The sequence below is a fragment of the Adonisia turfae CCMR0081 genome, assembly GCF_011009555.1.
In the GTDB taxonomy this organism is placed as follows: Bacteria; Cyanobacteriota; Cyanobacteriia; order Phormidesmidales; family Phormidesmidaceae; genus Leptothoe; species Leptothoe turfae.
Map to the genome: position 1 here is coordinate 2,268,066 of NZ_QXHD01000004.1, position 21,857 is coordinate 2,289,922.

16 protein-coding genes are annotated in these 21,857 nt (G+C 48.4%); 9 read left to right on the forward strand and 7 right to left on the reverse strand.

Features of this window, described 5'->3' with window-relative positions; translation table 11 throughout:
* The first annotated feature begins 67 nt into the window (after window positions 1-67).
* The 4 genes from DXZ20_RS14135 to DXZ20_RS14150 all read left to right on the forward strand — a co-directional run bounded on the left by DXZ20_RS14135 (window position 68) and on the right by DXZ20_RS14150 (window position 3,843).
* Complete coding sequence (locus DXZ20_RS14135; RefSeq protein WP_163698801.1) at window positions 68-1,417, forward strand: UDP-N-acetylmuramoyl-tripeptide--D-alanyl-D-alanine ligase; 1,350 nt, start codon at window positions 68-70, stop codon at window positions 1,415-1,417.
* 71 nt (window positions 1,418-1,488) lie between these two features.
* Window positions 1,489-2,007: a M67 family metallopeptidase gene (locus DXZ20_RS14140; protein WP_348918638.1), complete on the forward strand. Its 519-nt coding sequence runs from the start codon at window positions 1,489-1,491 to the stop codon at window positions 2,005-2,007.
* A gap of 67 nt (window positions 2,008-2,074) precedes the next feature.
* Window positions 2,075-3,247 (forward strand): molybdopterin-synthase adenylyltransferase MoeB, encoded by a 1,173-nt coding sequence (moeB, locus tag DXZ20_RS14145; RefSeq protein ID WP_163663642.1) that lies wholly within the window; start codon window positions 2,075-2,077, stop codon window positions 3,245-3,247.
* A 134-nt stretch (window positions 3,248-3,381) separates the two neighbouring features.
* Window positions 3,382-3,843 carry a GatB/YqeY domain-containing protein gene (locus DXZ20_RS14150; RefSeq protein WP_163698803.1) on the forward strand — a complete coding sequence of 154 codons (462 nt, stop codon included), beginning with the start codon at window positions 3,382-3,384 and terminating at the stop codon, window positions 3,841-3,843.
* An 84-nt stretch (window positions 3,844-3,927) separates the two neighbouring features.
* On the opposite strand, the gene DXZ20_RS14155 is transcribed toward DXZ20_RS14150, so the two are convergent.
* The 7 genes from DXZ20_RS14155 to DXZ20_RS14185 all read right to left on the reverse strand — a co-directional run bounded on the left by DXZ20_RS14155 (window position 3,928) and on the right by DXZ20_RS14185 (window position 11,162).
* Complete coding sequence (locus DXZ20_RS14155; protein WP_163663646.1) at window positions 3,928-4,977, reverse strand: fatty acid desaturase; 1,050 nt, start codon at window positions 4,975-4,977, stop codon at window positions 3,928-3,930.
* Between the two features lie 248 nt (window positions 4,978-5,225).
* On the reverse strand, window positions 5,226-5,663 hold the full coding sequence (locus tag DXZ20_RS14160) for a 23S rRNA (pseudouridine(1915)-N(3))-methyltransferase RlmH (RefSeq protein WP_163698805.1): 438 nt from the start codon (window positions 5,661-5,663) through the stop codon (window positions 5,226-5,228).
* 136 nt (window positions 5,664-5,799) lie between these two features.
* Window positions 5,800-5,976 carry a hypothetical protein gene (locus DXZ20_RS38730; RefSeq protein ID WP_431732075.1) on the reverse strand — a complete coding sequence of 59 codons (177 nt, stop codon included), beginning with the start codon at window positions 5,974-5,976 and terminating at the stop codon, window positions 5,800-5,802.
* A 106-nt stretch (window positions 5,977-6,082) separates the two neighbouring features.
* Window positions 6,083-6,670, reverse strand: coding sequence for a hypothetical protein (locus DXZ20_RS14170; RefSeq protein ID WP_163698808.1), 588 nt, complete (start codon window positions 6,668-6,670; stop codon window positions 6,083-6,085).
* Window positions 6,671-6,855: 185 nt separating this feature from the next.
* Entirely contained in the window at window positions 6,856-8,490 is a 1,635-nt protein-coding gene (locus tag DXZ20_RS14175; protein WP_250564909.1) for a CHAT domain-containing protein, read from the reverse strand.
* Between the two features lie 46 nt (window positions 8,491-8,536).
* Window positions 8,537-10,828, reverse strand: a complete 2,292-nt coding sequence (locus DXZ20_RS14180; RefSeq protein WP_163698810.1) for a protein phosphatase 2C domain-containing protein — start codon at window positions 10,826-10,828, stop codon at window positions 8,537-8,539.
* Window positions 10,821-11,162, reverse strand: coding sequence for an NAD(P)H-quinone oxidoreductase subunit M (locus DXZ20_RS14185; RefSeq protein ID WP_163663657.1), 342 nt, complete (start codon window positions 11,160-11,162; stop codon window positions 10,821-10,823). The genes DXZ20_RS14180 and DXZ20_RS14185 overlap by 8 nt, the downstream gene beginning before the upstream one ends.
* Window positions 11,163-11,301: 139 nt before the next feature.
* Here DXZ20_RS14185 and DXZ20_RS14190 point away from each other — a divergent pair, with 139 nt between their 5' ends.
* The 5 genes from DXZ20_RS14190 to DXZ20_RS38850 form a co-directional block, all read left to right on the forward strand.
* The gene (locus DXZ20_RS14190) at window positions 11,302-11,961 is read left to right on the forward strand and encodes a histidine phosphatase family protein (RefSeq protein ID WP_163698813.1); all 660 of its coding nucleotides are present in this window, start codon (window positions 11,302-11,304) and stop codon (window positions 11,959-11,961) included.
* A gap of 197 nt (window positions 11,962-12,158) precedes the next feature.
* Window positions 12,159-12,998: a hypothetical protein gene (locus tag DXZ20_RS14195; protein WP_163663661.1), complete on the forward strand. Its 840-nt coding sequence runs from the start codon at window positions 12,159-12,161 to the stop codon at window positions 12,996-12,998.
* Between the two features lie 859 nt (window positions 12,999-13,857).
* Window positions 13,858-17,337, forward strand: a complete 3,480-nt coding sequence (locus tag DXZ20_RS14200) for an AAA-like domain-containing protein (protein WP_163698815.1) — start codon at window positions 13,858-13,860, stop codon at window positions 17,335-17,337.
* 7 nt (window positions 17,338-17,344) lie between these two features.
* Window positions 17,345-20,848 (forward strand): AAA-like domain-containing protein, encoded by a 3,504-nt coding sequence (locus DXZ20_RS14205; RefSeq protein ID WP_163698817.1) that lies wholly within the window; start codon window positions 17,345-17,347, stop codon window positions 20,846-20,848.
* A gap of 833 nt (window positions 20,849-21,681) precedes the next feature.
* Window positions 21,682-21,857 (forward strand): helix-turn-helix domain-containing protein (locus DXZ20_RS38850; protein ID WP_489670954.1); only part of this gene is annotated, 176 nt, incomplete at its 3' end.

Below are 21,857 nucleotides of genomic sequence, written 5' to 3' on the forward strand. Positions count from 1 at the left end.
GCATAGCTAATGCTGATGAAACAGTGCTGATGAAACAGAGTCTGCTTAAATTTCTCACAATACTGTTATGTCTAGCTTTGCTGCCGTTTCCCAGCTTTTAGATGCCCTTGATGACGAATTGGTCGGACACACTCTGAGGCCTACTCAGCTAGACCAGATGGTGGGACATATCAGTACAGATACTCGCACCATCCAGGTCGATGACTTGTTTTTGGCGTTAGAAGGTGAGCGGTTTGACGGTCATAGGTTTGTCGAGCAGGCACTGGCATCTGGTGCGATCGCAACCATCACTCGCCAAGGTGTGATTACGGCTGAGGTGCCCCGTATAGAAGTAAAAGATACCCTGGTGGCTTACCAACGCATAGGCCGCTGGTGGCGTCAGCGATTAGGGTTACCCGTGGTAGCCATTACTGGCTCTGTGGGTAAAACGACGACAAAAGAACTGATCTCAGCAGCCCTGGACCTACATGGGGGCGTCCATAAGACCCGTGCCAATTTTAATAATGAAATCGGTGTACCCAAGACACTCTTGGAGATCACCCCCGAGCATGACTATGCCGTTGTGGAAATGGGGATGCGAGGCCCCGGGGAAATTGCCGTGCTGACGCAGATAGCTCAGCCCAATGTGGCTGTGATCACGAATGTGGGTACGGCCCATATTGGGCGGCTAGGCTCCGAACAAGCAATTGCAAATGCTAAATGCGAGCTACTGGCCAATATGCGGCCCGATGGCATTGCTGTGCTCAATCAAGATAACCTCCGATTGATGGAGACGGCGGCTCGGGTTTGGTCGGGTAAAACCATTACCTATGGCTTAACTGGTGGCGATGTCCATGGTCAGTTTCAGGGGCAAACGGTTGTGGTAGATGGTCAGGTGCTGCCATTGCCCTTAGCAGGTGAGCACAATGCGCTGAATTATTTAAGTGCGATCGCAACTCTTCAGGCCCTAAACCTTGACTGGTCTGGTTTAACCAAAGGCCTGGATGTCAATATGCCCGCAGGTCGGGCTAAACGATATGAGCTGGCCCATGACATTGTGCTGCTGGATGAAACCTACAATGCTGGTGTTGAGTCCATGAAAGCGGCCCTAAGGTTACTAAAAGATCAGCCAGGAAAGCGCCATATTGCCGTTCTTGGCACCATGAAAGAGTTGGGGCACAAGTCTGTAGAGCTGCACCAGGCCATCGGCGAAGTGGTCCAAACGTTAGGTATCGATCATCTATTTATCTTGGCGGACCCTGCTGAAGCTGCGGCAATGGCAACGGGGGCTGGAGCCATACCCCATCAGCAATTTACGAGCCATACTGATTTAACACAGCGCCTACAGCAATTTATTCAGCCAGGCGATCGGTTACTGTTCAAAGCATCACGCTCAGTGGAAATGGATAAGGTCGTGAAGCCATTACTTGAGTCTTAGATCGTTAAGGATATTAATTAAGGGTCACAGAATCTGCTCTACAATAAAAAATCTGACACTTTCATCTGGTTGTGGCTCTGATCCTTACACAAGAGCATATTGAACGCATGCAAACCCATGCGGAGCAAGCCTATCCCCATGAGGGGTGCGGTTTGCTAGTGGGGACGTTTGACGCTGCAACCGACCAAAAGACATTAGCGAATGTAGTTCTATTGGATAATGCGTGGTCTGCTGATGTTGCTGTGGCTCTGGCTGAACGAGGCCAGGGTGACTCGGCGGCGATGACAAAAACGCGACGCTACTGGATTGATCCCAAAGATTTATTTGAAACCCAGCGCCAGGCTAGGGAAGAAGGCCTGAGCATTATTGGGGTATATCATTCGCATACTGATGCTGACGCGGTGCCGTCGCAGTGCGATCGCGATCTAGCTTGGCCTGCTTATGCCTACATCATTGTGCCTGTCCGTAATGGTATCGCTGTGGATATCCGCAACTGGCAGCTAGATAACAATCATCAATTTCAGCCTGAACCATTCAAAATTGTGCCAGCCTCTGCGGCAAAGGATCGAATGCCGCGCTTGTCGTCCTGAAACTTGAAAAACGCTCACCCGTAGCGTTGCAACAGACCATTACATCTCTTTTCGTTCTCAAGGAACCATGCTGAATCCAAATCTGGATGACATCCAACTAACTAAAGAAGACTATGAGCGCTACTCACGGCATCTAATCCTGCCCGAAGTAGGCGTTGACGGTCAGAAGCGACTAAAAGCTGCCAGTGTACTGTGTATCGGTACGGGCGGTCTTGGCTCTCCCTTAATTCTGTATCTGGCAGCGGCTGGCGTTGGTCGTATCGGCCTTGTCGACTTCGACGTGGTTGACTACTCCAACCTGCAACGCCAAATTATTCACGGCACCTCTTGGGTCGATAAACCTAAAATCGAATCGGCCAAGCATCGAATTCTTGAAATCAATCCCCATTGTCAAGTCGACCTACACAATACTCGTCTAAGTGCTGACAATGCCCTCAAGATTTTTGAACCCTATGACATCATTGTAGACGGCACCGATAACTTCCCCACCCGCTACCTAGTGAATGACGCTTGTGTGTTACTCAACAAGCCCAACGTCTATGGCTCTATTTTCCGGTTTGAAGGCCAGGCGACGGTCTTCAATTATGAAGATGGTCCCAACTATCGCGATCTCTATCCCGAGCCCCCACCGCCGGGCCTGGTCCCCTCCTGTGCAGAGGGAGGGGTTCTAGGTATTCTCTGCGGTATTGTCGGCTCTATTCAAGCCACAGAAACCATTAAGATCATTTTAGGTGCGGGCAATACCCTCAGCGGTCGTTTATTGCTATATAACTCTCTGGATATGTCGTTCCGTGAGTTAAAGCTACGCCCCAATCCAGTGCGACCTGTGATTGAAAAATTGATTGATTATGAGCAATTTTGCGGTATCCCCGATGCTAAGGCAGCTGAAGCTCAACAGAAGGCAGCTATAGACGAAATGAGTGTGACTGACCTCAAGCAGTTGCTTGACAGCGACAGCAGTGATTATGTCTTACTTGATGTTCGTGATCCAAACGAATACAAAATCGCCCAGATTCCCGGCTCAGTGCTAATACCGCTCTCCGAAATTGAGAGCGGTGCTGGGGTTGAGAAAGTTCGAGGATTAGTGAACGGCCATAAACTCATCGCCCATTGCAAGATGGGTGGTCGTTCTGCCAAAGCACTCTCTATTCTCAAAGATGCAGGCATTGAAGGGACCAACGTGACGGGCGGCATTCTGGCCTGGAGTCGTGAGGTTGATCCTTCAGTACCTCAGTACTAAATTTAGTGTTTTCTTCCGAAATCCCTTTCTAACGAGAAGGATTTAAGCCATTGTCTTCTACAAAGGCAATGGCTCAGTTTCATCAATAGCTCATTTTTTTGTGTACAGACGTTGCTTGCAACGTCTTTTTAATCATGTCCCTTAAAGACCGCATCAGCGACGAAATTAAAGCTGCCATGAAAGCCCGCGATAAGATTCGCCTAGAAACCGTTCGTGGTATTAAGAAAGTCATTCTAGAAAAAGAAACAGAAGTACGTCCCAAGGGTCAGGATGCGCTGACTCCTGAACAAGAAATTGAAGTTGTCACTCAGCTAGCTAAACAGCGTAAGGACTCGATTGAACAATACAAGAGTGCAGGTCGCGACGACCTGGCTGAGAAAGAAGCTCAAGAACTAGCTATTTTGCAAGAGTACTTACCTGAGCAAATGTCTGATGATGAAATTGCAGCAGTTATCGATGAGCTGATTGCCAAAACTGGAGCTAGTGGTCCTCGCGATATGGGGAAAGTGATGGGGCCTGCCATGAAAGAAATGAAAGGCAAGGCCGATGGTGCCAAAGTGCAGGCGTTAGTAAAAGCGAAGTTAGCGGGTAGTTAATTCAAGCTTTAAAGAAAGAGTGTAAAAAAAGAGCGTGCAACAATTGTTGCACGCTCTTTTTTAAAGTCTCACTGTAATCTCAGACTATCGGCGAGGCTGATAGTATACTTTTTGACCCTCGTTGGGCACAAAAATACACTCACGAGCAGAGCGCCAGAAGCTAGTCCAGATAGAGTCTTTACCTTCTCGGTAATAATCTCCTAAGATTGGCTTGATTGCCTCAGTTGCATCTTTTAAGTGGTAGTGAGGCATATTCAAAAAGATATGATGAGCCACATGGGTGCCAATGTTATGGTGAATGTTGTTGATAAACCCATAATCGCGGTCAATGGTAGACAGTGCACCCTTGAGAAAGTACCAGCTATCATTGCGATACCAGGGGATATCAGGTTCTGTGTGGTGTAGAAATGTGACCAAATCTAGCCACATCACGAAGACTAAATAGGGCATGACGTAGAACTTAAACAGAAAGACTAGGCCAAACTGTAAGCCAATCGCACCCAGGAAGCCGATAAACAGGGTCCATAGCGTTGTGCTTGTAATCACATCCCACTTTTCGGAGGGGCGAAATAGATCGCTGCCGGGCATAAAGTGAGATCCTTTACGACCAGGTGAACGCTTGAATAGATAAAAAGGATAGGCTAAAAGAAACAGATTGAAACGGATCGCTTTGCCAATCGCATCCATTTCGTTATATTCATCTTCAGAAACTGGATACCAGCTTTCGTCTGTGTCGATGTTGCCAGTGTTGGCGTGGTGAGTACGGTGACTAATTCGCCAGCCATGGAATGGCACCAATATGGGGGTATGGCTAAGGTGACCAATGAGATTATTTAGCCACTTGTGCTTTGAAAAAGAGCCATGGCCACAATCATGACCCACAACAAACAAGGCCCAGAACATAGTGCCTTGCATTAACCAAAAGAGAGGGAAAAACAACCAGGAGTTGAGGGCGTAAGCTATGCCATACAGGCCAGCAATAATACCAATATCTAGAAAAAAGTAAGCTAGGGAGCGACTAGTAGACGGTTCAAAACAGTAGTCCGGAATCGCATCCTTTAGATCTTTAAGGGTAAATGGAAGCTCGCTCGTAGATTGGGTTGAAGACCCAGTTGGGCGGGTAGTTAATTGCACTTATTACCTACGTTTGACATCTAAAATCAAGCTTTGCAACCTGATATATTACGGACTGGAAAAGCACCCGCATCAAGCCTTAAAGCCGATTCACAAAGCTTTACAATACTATAGATTGAGTCACAGACGTGACGCTAGATAGTCAATTCGAGGAAATGTTCTGACAAAACACGTAGTCTTTACCGGTACTTAACAGAGACCGGCACGACAATTATCGGATGAAGTGCTGCACTTCAGGTAGTGATGCATTACTTGTGATAGCTGCCGCCTTGCAGGATAGTCTTACCGCGATACAGCTGTTCTAACAACAATAATCTTGCGACTTCATGGGGGAATGTCATCGCCGATAAGCTCAGTACCTGATAAGCCTTGTGCTTGAGATGGTAGCTAACTCCAGTAGGACCACCAATAAAGAATACCAATGCACCAGAAGCTTCTTGACCTAACCACTGGCTAAAGGCAACTGAATCGTAATGCTTTCCGTCCTCTGAGAGCACGATCAGTTTGTCATAGGTCTTCAGTACACCGAGTACCTTGGTTGCTTCAGTATCTGGGTCAGTATCTTTGATTTCCAGGAACTCAATTTCGGGTAGCCGCTGAATATATAGACCAATACCGTCTTTGAGCCAGCCCTTTTTAATTTTGCCGACCGCAATGATTTTTACCTTAGGAAAGCTTTGCCCCATATGTTGCCAGTTTTGAGTGTTAAGTGCTGAGTTTTGAGTTGGTTAACCGAGTGCCACTCCTCTCAGAGTAGCCTGGGAGCTAACTCAAAATTCAAAACTTTACTCTACCGGTGTGGAGGCAAACTCTGGTAACTTTTCAGCGTTGGCAGAGAAGGCTGCAAGCTTTGGGTAATTTGCGGGGTTGATTGACGTCAGCTATGTATAGCTGGGTAAACCACCAGGCCACAGCGACAGTAATATCCGACTGCGTGGGTAAATAGCAGGCTGGGGACATTGCCACCCGCCTGACATAGGGAGAATCAAGCATGCCCATCAGCTGCGTAGGCGTACCAAGGGTAAGCGAACACTTCTGAACAAAAGGGAAGCTTGATGACTATACGTCACCCCTTAGATGTTTCTGTAGATCGTGCTAGGGTCAGTTATTTATTTTGTTCAGTAGTGACATAGTCAATGGCCCATCTAGCTGCTGCTAGGCTAATACGGGCTTGTTCCATCGATGATAGGGATTCCCATTCGATGTCACGCACTGAGTTAATGGTGGCATCCAATATTTCCTCTTGACCACGCATGGCGTGAGCTAAAGGACGGGCCATAACTTGCAGATCGGCATCATCCCATCCAGTGAGAGTGTCGCGAACACAGGTAATTAGCTGCTCTGCTAGAGGGCGACCGGTATTGACCACTTGAGTGGCTTTGGCCGTGATTTGATTAATCACGTCTTTAGATAGACGACTAGCAAAACGCTGGGCTAAAGCTGCTTGGATAGATGTTCCACCCCAAAATGCATCTAGTTGAGCTGAGAATGCTTGCCAACCAATCTTGGCTTCCTCATCTGACAGTGCTAGCTCATCACCAGCAGCAGTAGCCTCTGCAAAATAATTCGATGATTCTGCAGGGGTCCATGGATAAGGTTCTTGAAGTGCCAAAATTGACTGCAGCATTTCCTGCTGAGCTAGATTTTCTGCGGATAGATGTTGCTTCGAAGAAGAATTTTTGTGGTTGACCATGGTAGTTTTACCCTCCCATAAGTTCATTGAGCTGTGACAGGAAGAGGATACAGGCTTGATTCCAAGTGTTCCGCATCTAATTATTGAACTTACGGCAAACTTACGCTAAAAGACGTAAGTTCGTATACCCAAACATCGAAATTTTGTCTAAAAGCAGCTCTGAGATTGACCAAATTATGGGAGTTCTAGGTCTCTCCAGTGGGCTCGATTAAAAATTCTAGCAAACAGCCATCTGAGCTACCAAAACGCAATTGTGTGCCTGATGATAGGGGAATTTCTTGGCGATGGATTTGCTGCCATCCTTCATCACTGAGATAGTAGGTGCCATAACGTGAGAAGTCCCGCAAAAAGTAGGTGGGTTCTGAGGCTTCTTCCGCAGCAGTGGCACGACGATAGAAAATTTCAGCGTGCTTGCTAGATACCCAGGGTTCTCCTATGACCAGATCATTGTCGGGCAGACGTCCCACGCGCATTAAACCTCGATAAATTGGCCATACTTTGCCATCGCCACCAATTTCACGAATGCTGATGGTGTGGGCAGCAGCACGGCCACCAATGCCGGAATCGCCTGGGAGACGGGTAATGTCTGTGGGCATGGGGGTGAGTAGCTCCCCATCAAAGTCGGGGTGCATGTAGAGCACGGGCAAGGTCCATGCGGGTTGATTGAATTTGTAGAGTGTTAGCAAGTGCTGACGTGCGATCGCAACCGCTTCATCCACAGGTTTCCGCTCGGCTAATGCTTGGGCAAATTTCTGAATAAAGCTCAGAGCCTCCTCATCCGCAATGGAATCCCGCATCGCCAATACAGCGGGGACACCATGGTGCAACAAGACCTCTGCCAGGCTGCTGCGGGGAATGGCCTGCTGGCCGCTGCATTCGGGCTGGGCACCCCAGCAGGTATTGAATACAGCTAGCTTCACACGACAGCGGGTGAGCACCTGGGCTAGCTCTGTACCGTTGAGGGTGGCATTGGGCTGGAGAAACAAGAGGCCACCATCGGGCGCAGGGATGCCATGGCCAGCGTAGAAAAAGACATTGTAACGATAGCGCTCTAAATGTTGTACAAGCTCTGCTGGCGAAGGCTGTAGCAGCACATCTACCTGACGCACCACCCGGCGACCGGGTCTGGAGTCGGCTCTGCTTTCCAGAATGTTTTTGAGCAGATCGGCTTCTTTCTCAAGACTCAGGGTGGCTGCAGCCCGATCGTCTGACGCCCCCCCATCGTCATGACCGACAACCAATAATATTTTCAGCCCATTGTCCAAGCCCCAATCAGCTAAGGGATCAACGTCACTGGTGGTGCGACTAAACAAGATCTGCTGGTTAAGCGCCACTGCCGGACGTCCGGGTTGGGACTGCATAATTTCCCAGGGCACGCTGATCAGTTCTGGATCTCGTATTTCTAACCGCAAGCGCATGACCGTGCTCTGACCTTGAGCAATACCGCAGCTGTGGTCCAGGCTACTTTGGACGGGGCCATCAAACAGCCACTGCCAAAGATTAAGCCCCAGGTGCTGCATTAACCGACTGCTGTAGCTATTGGTCTGACTAGACTTGGACAAATCATTGTTCTCGTCTAGCAATAATTGGGGTACATAGGCGGAGGGTATGTGGGGAACCTGGGGCAAACCGCGTAACGAAAACATTGACTGCCAGGTTTGCCAGGCTTGGGATAAGGTATGGTTCCAAATCCGGTCATGATGCACATGGCCACTGGGAAATGGAGACTTGAGCACCCAAATAGCGTAATGTTCTGGATCAGCTGCCGTGAGCCGATCCAATGCAAGCCATAGACAAAGTGACTCTGAAGAAGATGACATAGAAGCGGTCATAAACGTCCTGCCACAGTAAAAATACAATACACACCTATTCGGGAGGGCAGTTGAGTACCTCAGCAGTGCGAGCAATTTGCGCCAACTCTGCTTCTAGCACCCAGCCTTCTTCTCCGGAAGTTAGTGGAATGGTTCCAGGGGTTGTGACAACTGAATTGGAATTAGCTGGATCTAATTCACTGGTACGTGGTCCAGTTTCTTCGGTGCTGGTTGGCGGTTGGTCAGTAGACTGACCAACCGCAGGAACAGCACAAACTTTTAGCTTGACCCAGCGGGATTGATCAGCCGCTGGCTCCTGTCGGGTTAAAACTTGGACAATGGCACCATCCGTCAGTTGTCCCAGTTGATCACTATTATCGTCCTCGGGGGTTTGGGGAGTCGCCACCAGCTCAACGGGTTGACTTAATTGTAAATAGCTTCCTGGGGTTAAAAGTGGATTGGTCAGCTCATCGTCAGAAATACCTACCGTCTGTGTTTCTTGACCAGTTTCCTCCTGAATAGTTTCGGGAACTCCAGTTTCTGAGCTAATGGAAAGCTCCCTAAAAAACACCATGGTCAACGTGGTTGCTGTACCAAGAATGGCCACTAGTCCGATTAAAACTGGCCATAGGCTCGACTTTTTCTTGATGGGTTGGACCGCAGGGGGGGCCTCTCTAGCAATTACCGTTGCCTGGGAGGAGGCTACCGTTCGTTGAGACTGGGTTGGGACAGAAAAGGCTAGTTGATTGGGGGACGGTATCGGTACCCTAGGCGGTTTTAAGGCTTGGGCGCGACCTGCAACTACCCCAACGGTGACGTTGTCATGACCGTTATAGGAATTGGCAAGCTTGACCAGATTAGTAGCGGCTGTGGCAGGCTTTGATTGGCCTGTTAGTACTGGTAATAGATGGGTTTGCCAAGATTGTTCAACCCGATCATAGTCACTTAATCCATCGGAGCACAGGAGCAAAACGATGTCATCGTCAAGGATTAAGCGCTTTATGGCTACATGGAGTGCAGTGGAATGTCCCATGCCTAAAGCCTGAATCAATGCTCCTGTGGCTGGGCGATTCACCACATCGGCATAGAATCCATATCCCAGGCGGACTTCGCGAGCTGCTACATCATCATCAAAGGTAATCTGGCGGCAGTTGTTAGCACTGATGCGGTAGGCGCGGCTATCGCCCACATGGGCAATGTAAATTTGGGCACCAACAATCAGCGCCATGACCAAGGTGGTGCCCATGCGATCGCGAGCCTGACGTTGCCCCCGGTCATTATGCTCAGAGATATTGTCATTAGCGACACCAATGGCTTGTTCAATGGCCAGGTTGACTGCGATGGGGTCATGCTGGGGTTGATGGGCCAGTTCATCTAACAGCGGGGCCAGTTGTTGTTGAATCGTTGCGATCGCAAGCTGGCTGGCCACATCTCCACCTTCGTGCCCACCAATTCCGTCACAGACCAGTAGCAACAGGGGTTGCTGACTGCGGCGCTTACTATTAGGTCCAGCAGCATGGGTTTGGTTCGTCCCACTGGCTGGATAGCAAGCATCTTCATTACGCTTGCGACTAGGCCCTTGATCGGTCAGTACTGACAGACTATAGTCCGCCTGATAGCCTTTAGTTGTCACCGCAATTGCCTGGTCCAGACAAGCTCCCAAGACCTCTGGTGTCTTAATCTTGCCAGTCGTAAGTTGGTCACACAGACTTTCGAAAAACTCTCGAATCGAGGGTTGCGCCTCAGGGACCAGTGATTGCCAAAATTTTCCTAAATCACTAAGTGTGACCGCCTGCAAATCATTGGTCAGCTCCAGCAGCCGCACCAACGAACCATGAACCCGTAAAAGCGTCTTAGATAGCAGACTGCTAGCGACTTGTTGCTCGGTAAAGTCTGACCATAAACCTGCTATTTGCCACAGCCAGTTCAGCTGCCTCAGGGGTGAAGCCATCGGCCATTCCTCCATGAGGGTAGGCAGCAGTTTAGGCTGGTTATCACCCGGTTCAGCAGCAATGGCGGCTGCATCTAAAAGCAACATCTCACGCCCTGTGCCTTTGTTGAGCAGGGCATAGGGTTGGGGCACATGTAGTCCGTGGGAGGCCAGTATCAAATATGGCCAAATATGAGCTGGAACAGGTTCCGGTGATACCGGAGGAATTCCAGGCTCAGTATCTAGCACAATCTGCTGATGCTGCCAGGCATAGCGTTTATCCAGATGGTCAAGAGCCAACTTCCCCTGTCCCACGGCCCATAGGTAACGGTGGGGCAAAAAAGTTTGACAGGAGGTGCAATGCTCGTTGCCCTCTGGATTAATGACCTGACATTCAGGGTTTGGACACTTAATCACTCTCAGATACCACGCGGGGTAAGCCCATACTATAGTTGAGTACCCGACTTCTCAGGTTGTAGCTAATTTGACCTGATTGCAGCAACGTTCTCACAAAATGCTCAAGATCAGAGCCGATGCGACGTAAGTTGTAATCGGTAAGTGCTTCCCCGGTGGCGGCTTCAACTAATCGATCAAATTCTTTATAAATCTGCTGCAGAGCCTCATCAGGCCAATTAAACTCGTTGTCGGGATCAACGTCTAACGTCAGTTGATTCTCACTCGGTACAAGCTCATTGTTCTCAATGTCTGCCGCAAAGATATGGATATGACGTGTGGTGGACTTGAGCAGCATGGATTTAGTTGCATGGTTGAAGACGCCTATATTGTAAACGTTTCCTCGCAACCGCTTTATGGGCGATTTTTTAGCTTTGTTGGTAATTCATATATCCCTATACTTCACGAGTATTGAGTCAAGCGCTGCAAGATAAGGGATGGCTGAGTATCTGAAGTTACTGCTGGTTCGGCACGGTGAATCACTTGGGAATCTAGAGGGCCGTTTAGAAGGGCAAATGTCTACGGCTCTATCTGCTACGGGTCAATGGCAGGCTCGCCAGTTGGCAGCGTATTTACAGGAATATCAACCTGACCCTGTCTGCATTTACAGCAGTCCGTTACAGCGGGCGGTTGAGACGGCGGTTTATTTAGACGCATTAATTGAACGCCCTATCCAATATGAAGTGGCCCTACAAGAGCTACACCAGGGAATTTTTCAAGGGTTAACTTGGGCTGAGGCGAGTAACCGTTATCCTCAGATCTGTGAGGCGTTAACAAAAACGTTAGATTATCAGCCCGTACCTGAAGCCGAAACGTTAGTGGCAGCTTATCAACGGGCGGCAAGCTGGTATCAAACCCTGTGGCAGCGCCATCAACCAGGTGATTGGGTTTGGATGGTGACCCATGGGGGCTTTATGCAGCAGCTGATCAGGGTGATTTTAGGGTGCGATCGCACCTGGCAAATTCCCATTCGCCACACCGCCCTATTTGAGTTCTGGCTACTTAATCCGGATCTGACTAAAGACCGTCAGCATAACTCAGAGTGCTGGAAAATTTTTAAGTTTAATGAAACTCCCCATCTAGGGCAGAATACTTGAACCATCAAGGCACTCAATTTTTTGCAGGCTATCCATATATATACGGAAATTCCGGAGCAAATTGGATAGCTATGACATTTTTGAGGTAACCTTAATGCCCAGCACCTGGAACATCTTGTGCAACTAGATGTCAGCTGTAACCAGGTGTTCTACCACTCTGGGATGATTGTAGTGATGGTCTCTTGGAGACTATTTGCATGTATACTACTACACTTACTGATATCAATGATGTCTTTGGGCAAGCCCAAGACGGCAGCGTAGCGGCCATTATTCAAATTCTTAACGATCGGTTAGCAAACAACGGCATCCGTACTCGTGCTGTCTTTGTCGATAATGTGCTTCAACTTTTGTGTGAAGCTCCCACCAATGAGCAGCTTGAGAAATCGGTGGTCGTTGAAAATATTCGAAATATTCTAGAAAATATTGCCCCTCGCCGAATTCGGCGAGTCAAAATTAATAGTCGCCTTGTCCAAGAACAGCAGCTACTCTGGCTTGAAGAAATTAGCCGCGACCCTGATAATCATCTGCTTTGGGCAGAAACGATTATCCTCAAGCAACCCCATTGGTTTAAGCGCACCCTGCGTGATCTAAGGCGTCCTAAATTACGAACGGACATGCCAGAGGGAGCTTCTAAGTCTGATCTGCGGCAGCGTAAGTCGTTTCTTGGCAACATTATTGGCGGTCTATCCGTTGCTCTCTTACTAATTGGTATCACTGCTTGGGCTTATAAACGGTTGGCAACGGCTCCTTCAGTTGCTGACTCTTCAGAGCAAACAGCCTCGGCTCATCTGCCTCTACCTGAATCCTATGATTCGTTTGCCCGAGCCGTTCGCATTGCTGAGCAAGCTGCTAAGGATGGTTCAACGGCAGAGACGTCATCTGATTGGCTAGCATTAGCCGCCCGCTGGCAGCAAGCCTCTGATCTAATGGCGGAAGTGCCAGTGGCTGATGAGCGCTATCAAATTGCTCAGGATAGGGTGAGTGCTTATCGCTCAAATAGCGAGAGTCTACTGCAAAAAGCCAGACAGGTAGATTAGGTGTATTGATAACCACTACTCAGCAGTAACAGTGTGTTAGACGCTTGCGCTTAAATAATTACCCCATTACCCATCACTCATCCACCCATCGACAGCCCCAACCGGGGTTTTATTTTTGTGCAGTCCCTTAGCAGGCAGTGGAGCCTGACTATCGACGTTTTACCTTGGCCATTTTTGGGGTGGCTGCACCAGCGAATCTGAGTGCAGCCACACAACAAACACTATTTCATATCGCTCGCTCGATTATACTCCATCGATTCAGTCTGCCTGGAAGTGAATGGAACCAGTGGTTTAGGCATAAAAGATCGATAAAGATCGATAGTGACAATTGAGAGAAACAACACACAAGATCTTCATACACAACAAATCGAGCAATTGTTGTTTAGTGTCACTAGATGGCGACAGCAAGGATGTTGTTGCTAGCTCTACTGAGGGAGAAGACTATTGCAGACTAAAGACCATAAGAGCCATGGGAAATTCTTGTTAAATCAAGATCATAAAACTAGAGAGAGAGAGAACAAAAAGTCTCTAAAGCAACAGTTCCAGTTTCAACTATGTAACACTTAGTCTCGTTGCAAATTTAGCGATTGTTTATTTAGGGAATGCACCAGCCTAGCACCGTTGCTATTTGACGGTGTCTCACAACTAACGTTATCCCAAAGATCAGCAATACCCACATTTACTAGCAACCGTTGCCGAAAATGGAACGTTAACCATGGAAAGTCTGGATACAATCTTGACACTTAATGAACTCAGCTAAGCCTGCGATTGGCTCAAGGATCACTTGAGTACTAACGTAATGTCTTAGCTAGCGATCGCAATCTCTGCGACAGTGTTCCCCCTCTAGCCCAGCTTAATCATGGCCAACTACTATCAAATTGGAGGCAGTCTTGACTATCAAGCCCCCACCTACATTGAGCGACAAGCGGATAAAGAGCTATACTCCGCTCTGTTAGCGGGTGATTTTTGCTACATATTCAACTCTCGCCAGATGGGAAAATCTTCTCTTATGGTGCGCAGTTGGCACCGTCTACAGGAAGAAGGCTATCGCTGTGCCGTTATCGATGTTACTAATATTGGCAGTGATCACATTACCCCCGAACAATGGTATAGGGGGCTGATGGGCATCCTGGCACTACAGTTTGGTCTCCGAAAAACAATAGACATTCGGAGCTGGTGGGAAGCACACAGCCACTTATCGTTGACCCAAATTTTGAGTCAGTTTATTGATATGTTACTGGCTCAGTGTCCAGACCAACGGTTATTTATCTTTATCGATGAAGTGGATAGTCTGCTGAATCTACCGTTTTCAGTCGATGACTTTTTTGCGCTCATCCGCTTTTGTTATAACCGTCGTACGGTGGAGCCAGCTTACCAAAGGCTTACCTTTGCCATTTTTGGTGTGGCGGCTCCGGCTGATTTGATTGCCGACAAACAACGCACACCGTTCAATATTGGTCGAGCAATTATGCTCACAGGATTTAGCCTCGAAGAAGCCGCATCCTTAGGCCAAGGCTTAAAGATTCAAACCGAAAATACCCAAGCCATTTTACAAGAGGTATTGAATTGGACAAATGGACAGCCCTTCTTGACTCAGAAGGTTTGTCAGTTATTAGTTACCTCTAGTCAAACAGCGGTCAATGACCCATTAAATATACCGCTGGGGATGGAAAAGTTTTGGGTGGACAGTGTAGTACGAGATCAAATTCTCACCCACTGGGAATCGCAGGATGAGCCTGAGCATTTGCGCACCATTCGCGACCGATTACTCTATGATGACCGTCGTACAGGACGCTTGCTCGGGATTTATCAGCGCTGGTTAGAAGGTCAAACAATACCCACCGATGATAGTCGCGATCAGATTGATCTATTGCTAAGCGGGTTGATGGTGCAGCAACAGGGAAATCTCTGTGCCAAAAATCGAATTTATGAAACCGTTTTTAATCTGGAGTGGATACAGCGGCAGTTGACCGCCCTCCGCCCTTACTCGGAAGCCTTTAACGCTTGGGTGGCTTCAAAGCAGATTGATGAATCCCGATTGCTACGGGGACAGGCACTGCACGATGCCCAAACCTGGGCCAGGGGAAAAAGTCTCAGCGATTTAGACTATCGCTTTTTGGCCCTGGGACAAGAACAGGAGCAGATTGAGATTCAGCGATCGCTAGACCTCGAAAAGGCTGAAGCCGCCAAACGGACCACCCGTCTACAACGCATTCTTTTAGGCATCACGTCAGGGGCATTAGCAATCGTTTCACTGCTGGGTGCGGCAGCATTTTTGCAATATCAGCGGGCGATCGCCAGTGAACAAACCGCCCGCCTCAACGAAGTTCAGGCGCTAATTTCATCGGCAGAAGGGCAATTTGCCTCCCATCACGAACTGGAAGCGCTGATCGATGCTATCAGGGCAAAACGCCGACTTCAGGAACTTGAGCAAGCTCCTACAGAGTTGACCGTCGCAGCAGATCGGGCTCTTAACCAGATTATCTACTGGATGAGTGAGCGCAATCGCCTATCAGGCCATGAAGGACATGTTTTGGGCGTTACCTATAGTCCGGATGGAGAATTGATCGCAACGGCGAGTGGCGATCAAACCGTCAAGCTCTGGGCCAAGAACGGTCAACTACTACACACCTTTGCAGGTAATGCCACTACCTTTGGTATCGCGTTTCATCCCCATCTCCCCCTACTAGCGGCAACTAATTTGGACGGTAGCTTACAAATTTGGCATCTCGAATCCAAAACATTGTTGCAAACGATTCAAGCCCATGAAGGAGCTGCCTGGAGTGTGGCCTTTAGCCCCACAGGAGAATTTTTAGTCTCAGGTGGAGCCGATCATCACGCTAGGGTATGGACTCTAGACGGAAATTTGCTCAAAACGCTGTCGGGGCATCAAAGCATGGTTTGGCAAGTTGCGGTGGGTGCAATTGAGCAAACAATTGCCTCGGCCAGCTTGGATAATACCGCCAAAGTGTGGACTGCCGATGGTGAACTCTTAAGTGTATTACCTGGTCCCCTCGACGGTGGCAGTCTTTGGAGTTTGGCTTTTAATGCGATGGGTAACTTACTAGCTACCGGTGGTGACGGTGAAGTGATACAGCTCTGGAACCTTGATGGCAACCTTAGCAAAACCTTGGAGGGGCACACAAAGCGCGTTGAAGACGTGGCCTTCGCTGCTGATGGTGCTACGATCGCATCCGCAAGCCTGGATAGAACCCTTTGGATTTGGGGCACAGATGGCAGTCCCTGGCGTATTCTTCAAATTCCAGGAGATATCCGCGAACTCAGCTTTTCTCCAACCGATGTGCAATCCATCGTGACAACCGGAACTCAGAACACCGCTCAACTCAGACAGTGGGAAACACCGCTGCTCAAAACCATTTTTCTAAATGACGAGATTTGGGATCTTGCCATCAGTCCTCAAGGTGATCGAATCATCTCTGGCGATAGCTCAACAGTTAATGTCTGGGACACCGAGCGAAACATCGCTGCCACCCTACAAACGGACACAATTCTGTTTGGATTTGACTTTAGTCCAGACGGCCAAATGATTGCAACATCTGGACACAATGGCACCCTTAAACTTTGGACCCAGGAGGGGCGTTTCCTAAGAGATTTAGAGGGGCATCACCTACAGATTTGGGATGCTGCCTTTAGCGCTGACAGTCAACGGGTGGTCGCTGGTGCAGAAGACGGTAGTATACGAGTGTGGACTGTTGAAGGAGACCTCATCCAGACTCTAGACGGTCATGATGGACAACGAATTTATCGTGTAGCATTTAGCCCTGACAATCAAAATTTCGTCTCAGCAGGTTCAGATGGCACGCTACAGATTTGGAACGCCGATGGGAATCGCCTCCATACAATTGAAGCCCACGATACAGATATTTTTGGGTTAGCAGTAAGTCCGGATGGTCAGTTCATTGCCTCTGCCAGTGCCGATAGCACCGCTAGGTTGTGGCGATGGGATGGCACATTGGTCAGCACCTTTAAAGGACATACCACCGGTCTTTTCGGAGTGGATTTTAGTCCTGACGGACACATGGTAGCTACTGCCAGCGCTGATAACACGATTACCCTGTGGGCCCTAGACGGTAAACCTATCAAGACCCTATACGGCAAAGATTCTGGCTTCAAAAGTGTGAAATTTAGCGCCACAGGAGAACTCGTCACTGCCACTGAAGACGGCACACTGACCCTGTGGAACTTGGAGAAGATATTGGCATTGAACGAGTTGGAATATGCCTGCAACTGGATAGCGGATTATTTACAGACCAATATCGACGTGGTGGAGAGCGATCGCACCCTCTGCAAAGATATAACAACAGTTAATCCGTCTTAATAGAACCATGGCTAACTACTATCAAATCGGTGGCAGTCTTGATTCTGATGCCCCCACCTATATCGAACGGCAGGCGGATAAAGATCTCTACACTGCATTGTTAGCAGGCGAATTCTGTTACGTGTTTAACTCTCGCCAAATGGGCAAGTCGTCTCTAATGGTGCGCAATTGGCATCGTTTGCAGACAGAGGGACATCACTGTGCGGTAGTAGATGTGACCAACATTGGCAGCGACCACATTACGCCGGAGCAGTGGTACCGAGGCATGATGGGGACCCTGGCAATGCAGTTTAACCTGCGTACCCGTGACATCCGCATCTGGTGGGAGGATCGCAGTCATCTGTCCTTCACACAAATTCTGAGTCAGTTTATAGAAATGCTGCTGGTTCAGTGCCCGGAGCAGCGATTGTTTCTCTTTATCGATGAAGTAGACAGTCTGCTAAATCTGCCCTTCTCAGTTGATGACTTTTTTGCGCTGATTCGCTTTTGCTATAACCGACGGACCATTGAGCCAGATTATAAACGACTGACCTTTGCCATTTTTGGGGTGGCAACTCCCACGGATTTGATTGCGGATAAACAGCGTACACCGTTCAACATTGGTCGAGCAATTGTATTAAAGGGCTTTAGTTTGGCAGAAGCCATGCCCCTTGCTCAGGGATTAAATATACAAACGCCCAATACTCAAGCGATTTTGCAGTCAGTGCTGCATTGGACTGGCGGACAGCCCTTTTTGACTCAGAAGGTGTGTCAACTTTTGGTAGCGTCTAGCCAAACTGCTTTGAAGGAGCCCTTGAGTATTCCCCTTGGGATGGAACACTTTTGGGTAGACAGTGTGGTTCGCGATCGCATTCTGACCCATTGGGAATCCCAAGATGAGCCAGAGCATCTGCGCACGATTCGCGATCGACTGCTCTACGATGACAACCTTGCAGGCCGTCTGCTCGGCCTGTATCAACAGTGGCTAGAAGGGCAAGCCATTCCCACTGACGATAGCCGGGATCAAATTGACTTACTGTTGAGCGGCCTGATGGTGCGACACGATGGCCATCTCCAAGCCAAAAATCGAATTTATGAAAATGTTTTTACCCTGGAATGGGTGCAGCGCCAGCTAACTGCTCTGCGCCCCTATTCAGAAATGTTTAATGCCTGGGTAACCTCGCAGCAAACTGACGAATCGCGACTGCTACGGGGGCAGGCACTCCATGATGCTCAAGTCTGGGCACGGGGTAAAAGTCTCAGCGATTTAGATTATCGTTTTTTATCTTCAAGCCAGGACCAGGAGCAGGCAGAAAATCAGCGAGCCCGGCAGCTAGAAAAAGCACAGGCCGCCAAGCAAACGGCTCGTCTGCAACGAATTCTCTTGGGCCTAACCTCTGGGGCATTGGTCATCGTGTCACTTTTGGGTTTGGCCACCTTTTGGCAATATCGTCGAGCCGTCGGCAGTGAACAAGCGGCCCTTTTAAGCGAACAGGATGCCCGACTCAATGAAATTCGAGCATTGATTTCATCAGCAGATGGACAGTTTGCCTCTCACCATGAATTAGAGGCCTTGATCGATGCCATTAAAGCCAAGCGTAAGCTTGAAACGCTCCAAGGGGACCATCCTGAACTAACAGAAGAGGCTGATCGCGCTCTCAACCAAATTGTTTACTGGATGAGTGAGCGTAATCGATTGTCAGGACATCAGGGGCCGGTTTTAGGGGTTGCCTACAGCCCTGATGGAGAATCGATTGCCACTACCAGTGGAGATACAACGGTCAAGCTTTGGGCCAAGGATGGTCAACTGCTGCACACCTTTGAAGATAGCAGCGTCACGTTTGGTGTTGCCTTTCATCCCCAGCGTCCTGTGCTAGCGACAACCAATCTGGACGGCCATCTAAAGCTGTGGGACTTAGATGCAAACACTCTCTTACAAACGATAGAGGCCCATGGAGGCGCAGCCTGGGATTTGGCCTTTAGCTCCAAGGGAGATTTTCTGGTTTCTGGTGGAGCTGATGAGCAGGTGAAAGTTTGGGACCTAGATGGGACACTACGTTACACCCTGGGCGGACATGAAGGAATGGTTTGGCAGGTGGCTGTGAGTCCAGTCGAGCAGACGATTGCTTCGGCGAGCCTGGATAACACGGCCAAACTTTGGTCGTCTGCGGGTCAACTCCTGAGTACTCTGCGGGGTGAGACTAAAGGCAATAGTCTTTGGAGTGTGGCCTTTAACCCTACAGAGGCCACTGTCGCAACCGGAGGCGATGAGGCCGTCATTCAATTGTGGCAGCCCAATGGAAACGCCACTAGAACCTTGAAAGGGCATACAAAACGGATTGAGCATTTGGCTTTTAGCGCCGATGGCAGAACTCTAGCCTCTGGAGGGTTGGATCAAACCCTGCGTATTTGGGGTAAAAAGGGAATTGTCTGGCGCATTGTCCAAACCCCAGGTGATATTCGCAACTTAAGCTTTTCTCCCACGGATAGTCGTTCTGTTGTCATCTCTGGGACAGGCACTACGGCTGAACTCAGACAGTGGGAAACGCCTCTGCTCAAAACTATCTTTCTGGGGGATGATTTGTGGGATATTGCGATCAGTCCCAGTGGTGAAAAAATTGTCTCTGGTGATAGTTCTAGGCCTTTGGTCTGGGATACAGAACGCAACATTGTGACTGACCTGGAAGCAGAGCAAGGGACCCTGTTTGGGTTTGATTTTAGCCCAGACGGACAGATGATCGCCGCTGTCGGCACCACTGGCACTGTAAAACTATGGACCCAGAATGGGCAGTTTCTACGAGATCTAGAAGGCCACCAATTCCAGTCGTGGGATGTTGCCTTTAGCCCTGATAGTCAGCGCATTGCCGCTGGTGCAGAAGATGGCTCCATCCGAATATGGACCGTTGATGGCCAACTGATCCATCATTTGAAGGGCCAGCAGAGGCGCGTCTATCGGGTCGCCTTTAGTCGAGATGGCCAGCAATTAGTTTCATCAGGGTCTGGAGGCACCGTTCAAATTTGGAATACTACAGACGGTGAGCTGCACCACGATCTTGAGGCCCATGGTGCAGATATTTTTGCTCTATCGGTCAGCCCTGACGGTCAATTTTTTATCACCGCCAGTGTTGATCAAACCGCTAAGCTTTGGCGCTGGGATGGCACATTGGTCAGGACCTTTGATGGCCATACGAATGGCCTATTCGGGGTGGATTTCAGTATTGATGGACAAATGATAGCCACCGCTGGCTCTGATAATACCCTTGCTCTATGGTCTATAGATGGCAACAAAATCAAAACCCTCTATGGCAATGGAGCAGGTTTCAAAAGTGTGAAGTTTAGCCCCAATGGAGAATTATTGACCGTTGCTGAAGATGGCAACATCACCCATTGGAATCTGGAGAAAGTACTAGCCTTAAATGAGCTGAGCTATGCATGCGACTGGATTGCTGACTATTTGCGGACAAACGTTGACGTGGTGGATAGCGATCGCACGCTCTGCCAAGATTTACCAGGCACTGAAAATAATGCCTGAAACTCGCTTAACGCTTGATAACTAACGTCCATTAAAAAAGAGTAACAAATTCACTACATCTAAAGTTGCCTCCTCAAGGAGGAAGCTCAGCGAATCATAGATAAAGCAGTAACAAACGCTACCGGTGGAGAAAAGTATTGGAACTGAACAATGAAAATAGACAGAACATTATGCATACACAAGAGTTCTGTCTATATGTTTTGGCATAATTGTCATGAATGTAATGTAGTCAACCCGACAAAATTACTATTCCTTTAAGAAAAGGCTGCTATATAAATTTTCGCAAAAAAGACGGAAAAGTCTGAACACCTGTATGGCAGAAGAAAATTTGAGAGAATTCACTACGCCTGAAATCATGAACTGCTAGTGGTTCACCAGGATTCAAGATTGGGATAAAAGAAGAAAGCAATCAAATGATTGTCATCGCTGAAATCCTACTCATTACTCACGGCCCACAGTCCCATCCAAAGCATTAAACCCCACAAAATACAACAACCCGTAGCCTTTGCCTAATAGATGACAGCAAAGATTGAGCGTGAGTTTTAAGTCAGTCCAACAATTTGCCGATCAATATCTATAGACAGCATAGAAAACCTGCTGTGCTTAAAAATGCATTTGTCGACTACACTTACCGTATTTAAATTGTTCGACGAGATCTGTTCGACGAGATCGCTATAAAGATTTGAGAAATCAAGAATGTATCGAAGTATGAACATGTCTGACCCAAAAGTCGGAAAAGTCGGAAAGCTCTTTATGATTTATTTGAGACTTAATATTTTATGCGAAAATATTAGGTAGTTTCCTGTAGATTGCCTCCTGTCTTTTTACCTTCTATGAACCCTGATGCAGTTCTTCTTGCCATCGAAGAGTGCCTACTTAAACGTAAACTTACTCCAGCGGAGCGGATTGTTTTAGGGCAAACATGGAATAAGCAAACCTATGATCAAATGGCCAAGCAGTCAGGGTATGGAGATGCCCACCTTAAAGACACAGGCTATAAGCTATGGCG

Coding starts and splice junctions, on each gene's coding strand:
- DXZ20_RS14170 (WP_163698808.1), bottom strand. CDS start 6,670: ATGGTCAACCACAAAAATTCTTCTTCGAAGCAACATCTATCCGCAGAA.
- DXZ20_RS14195 (WP_163663661.1), top strand. CDS start 12,159: ATGTATACTACTACACTTACTGATATCAATGATGTCTTTGGGCAAGCC.
- DXZ20_RS14135 (WP_163698801.1), top strand. CDS start 68: ATGTCTAGCTTTGCTGCCGTTTCCCAGCTTTTAGATGCCCTTGATGAC.
- DXZ20_RS14185 (WP_163663657.1), bottom strand. CDS start 11,162: ATGCTGCTCAAGTCCACCACACGTCATATCCATATCTTTGCGGCAGAC.
- DXZ20_RS14160 (WP_163698805.1), bottom strand. CDS start 5,663: ATGGGGCAAAGCTTTCCTAAGGTAAAAATCATTGCGGTCGGCAAAATT.
- DXZ20_RS14190 (WP_163698813.1), top strand. CDS start 11,302: ATGGCTGAGTATCTGAAGTTACTGCTGGTTCGGCACGGTGAATCACTT.
- DXZ20_RS14175 (WP_250564909.1), bottom strand. CDS start 8,490: ATGTCATCTTCTTCAGAGTCACTTTGTCTATGGCTTGCATTGGATCGG.
- DXZ20_RS14205 (WP_163698817.1), top strand. CDS start 17,345: ATGGCTAACTACTATCAAATCGGTGGCAGTCTTGATTCTGATGCCCCC.
- DXZ20_RS38730 (WP_431732075.1), bottom strand. CDS start 5,976: ATGGGCATGCTTGATTCTCCCTATGTCAGGCGGGTGGCAATGTCCCCA.
- DXZ20_RS14150 (WP_163698803.1), top strand. CDS start 3,382: ATGTCCCTTAAAGACCGCATCAGCGACGAAATTAAAGCTGCCATGAAA.
- moeB (WP_163663642.1), top strand. CDS start 2,075: ATGCTGAATCCAAATCTGGATGACATCCAACTAACTAAAGAAGACTAT.
- DXZ20_RS14200 (WP_163698815.1), top strand. CDS start 13,858: ATGGCCAACTACTATCAAATTGGAGGCAGTCTTGACTATCAAGCCCCC.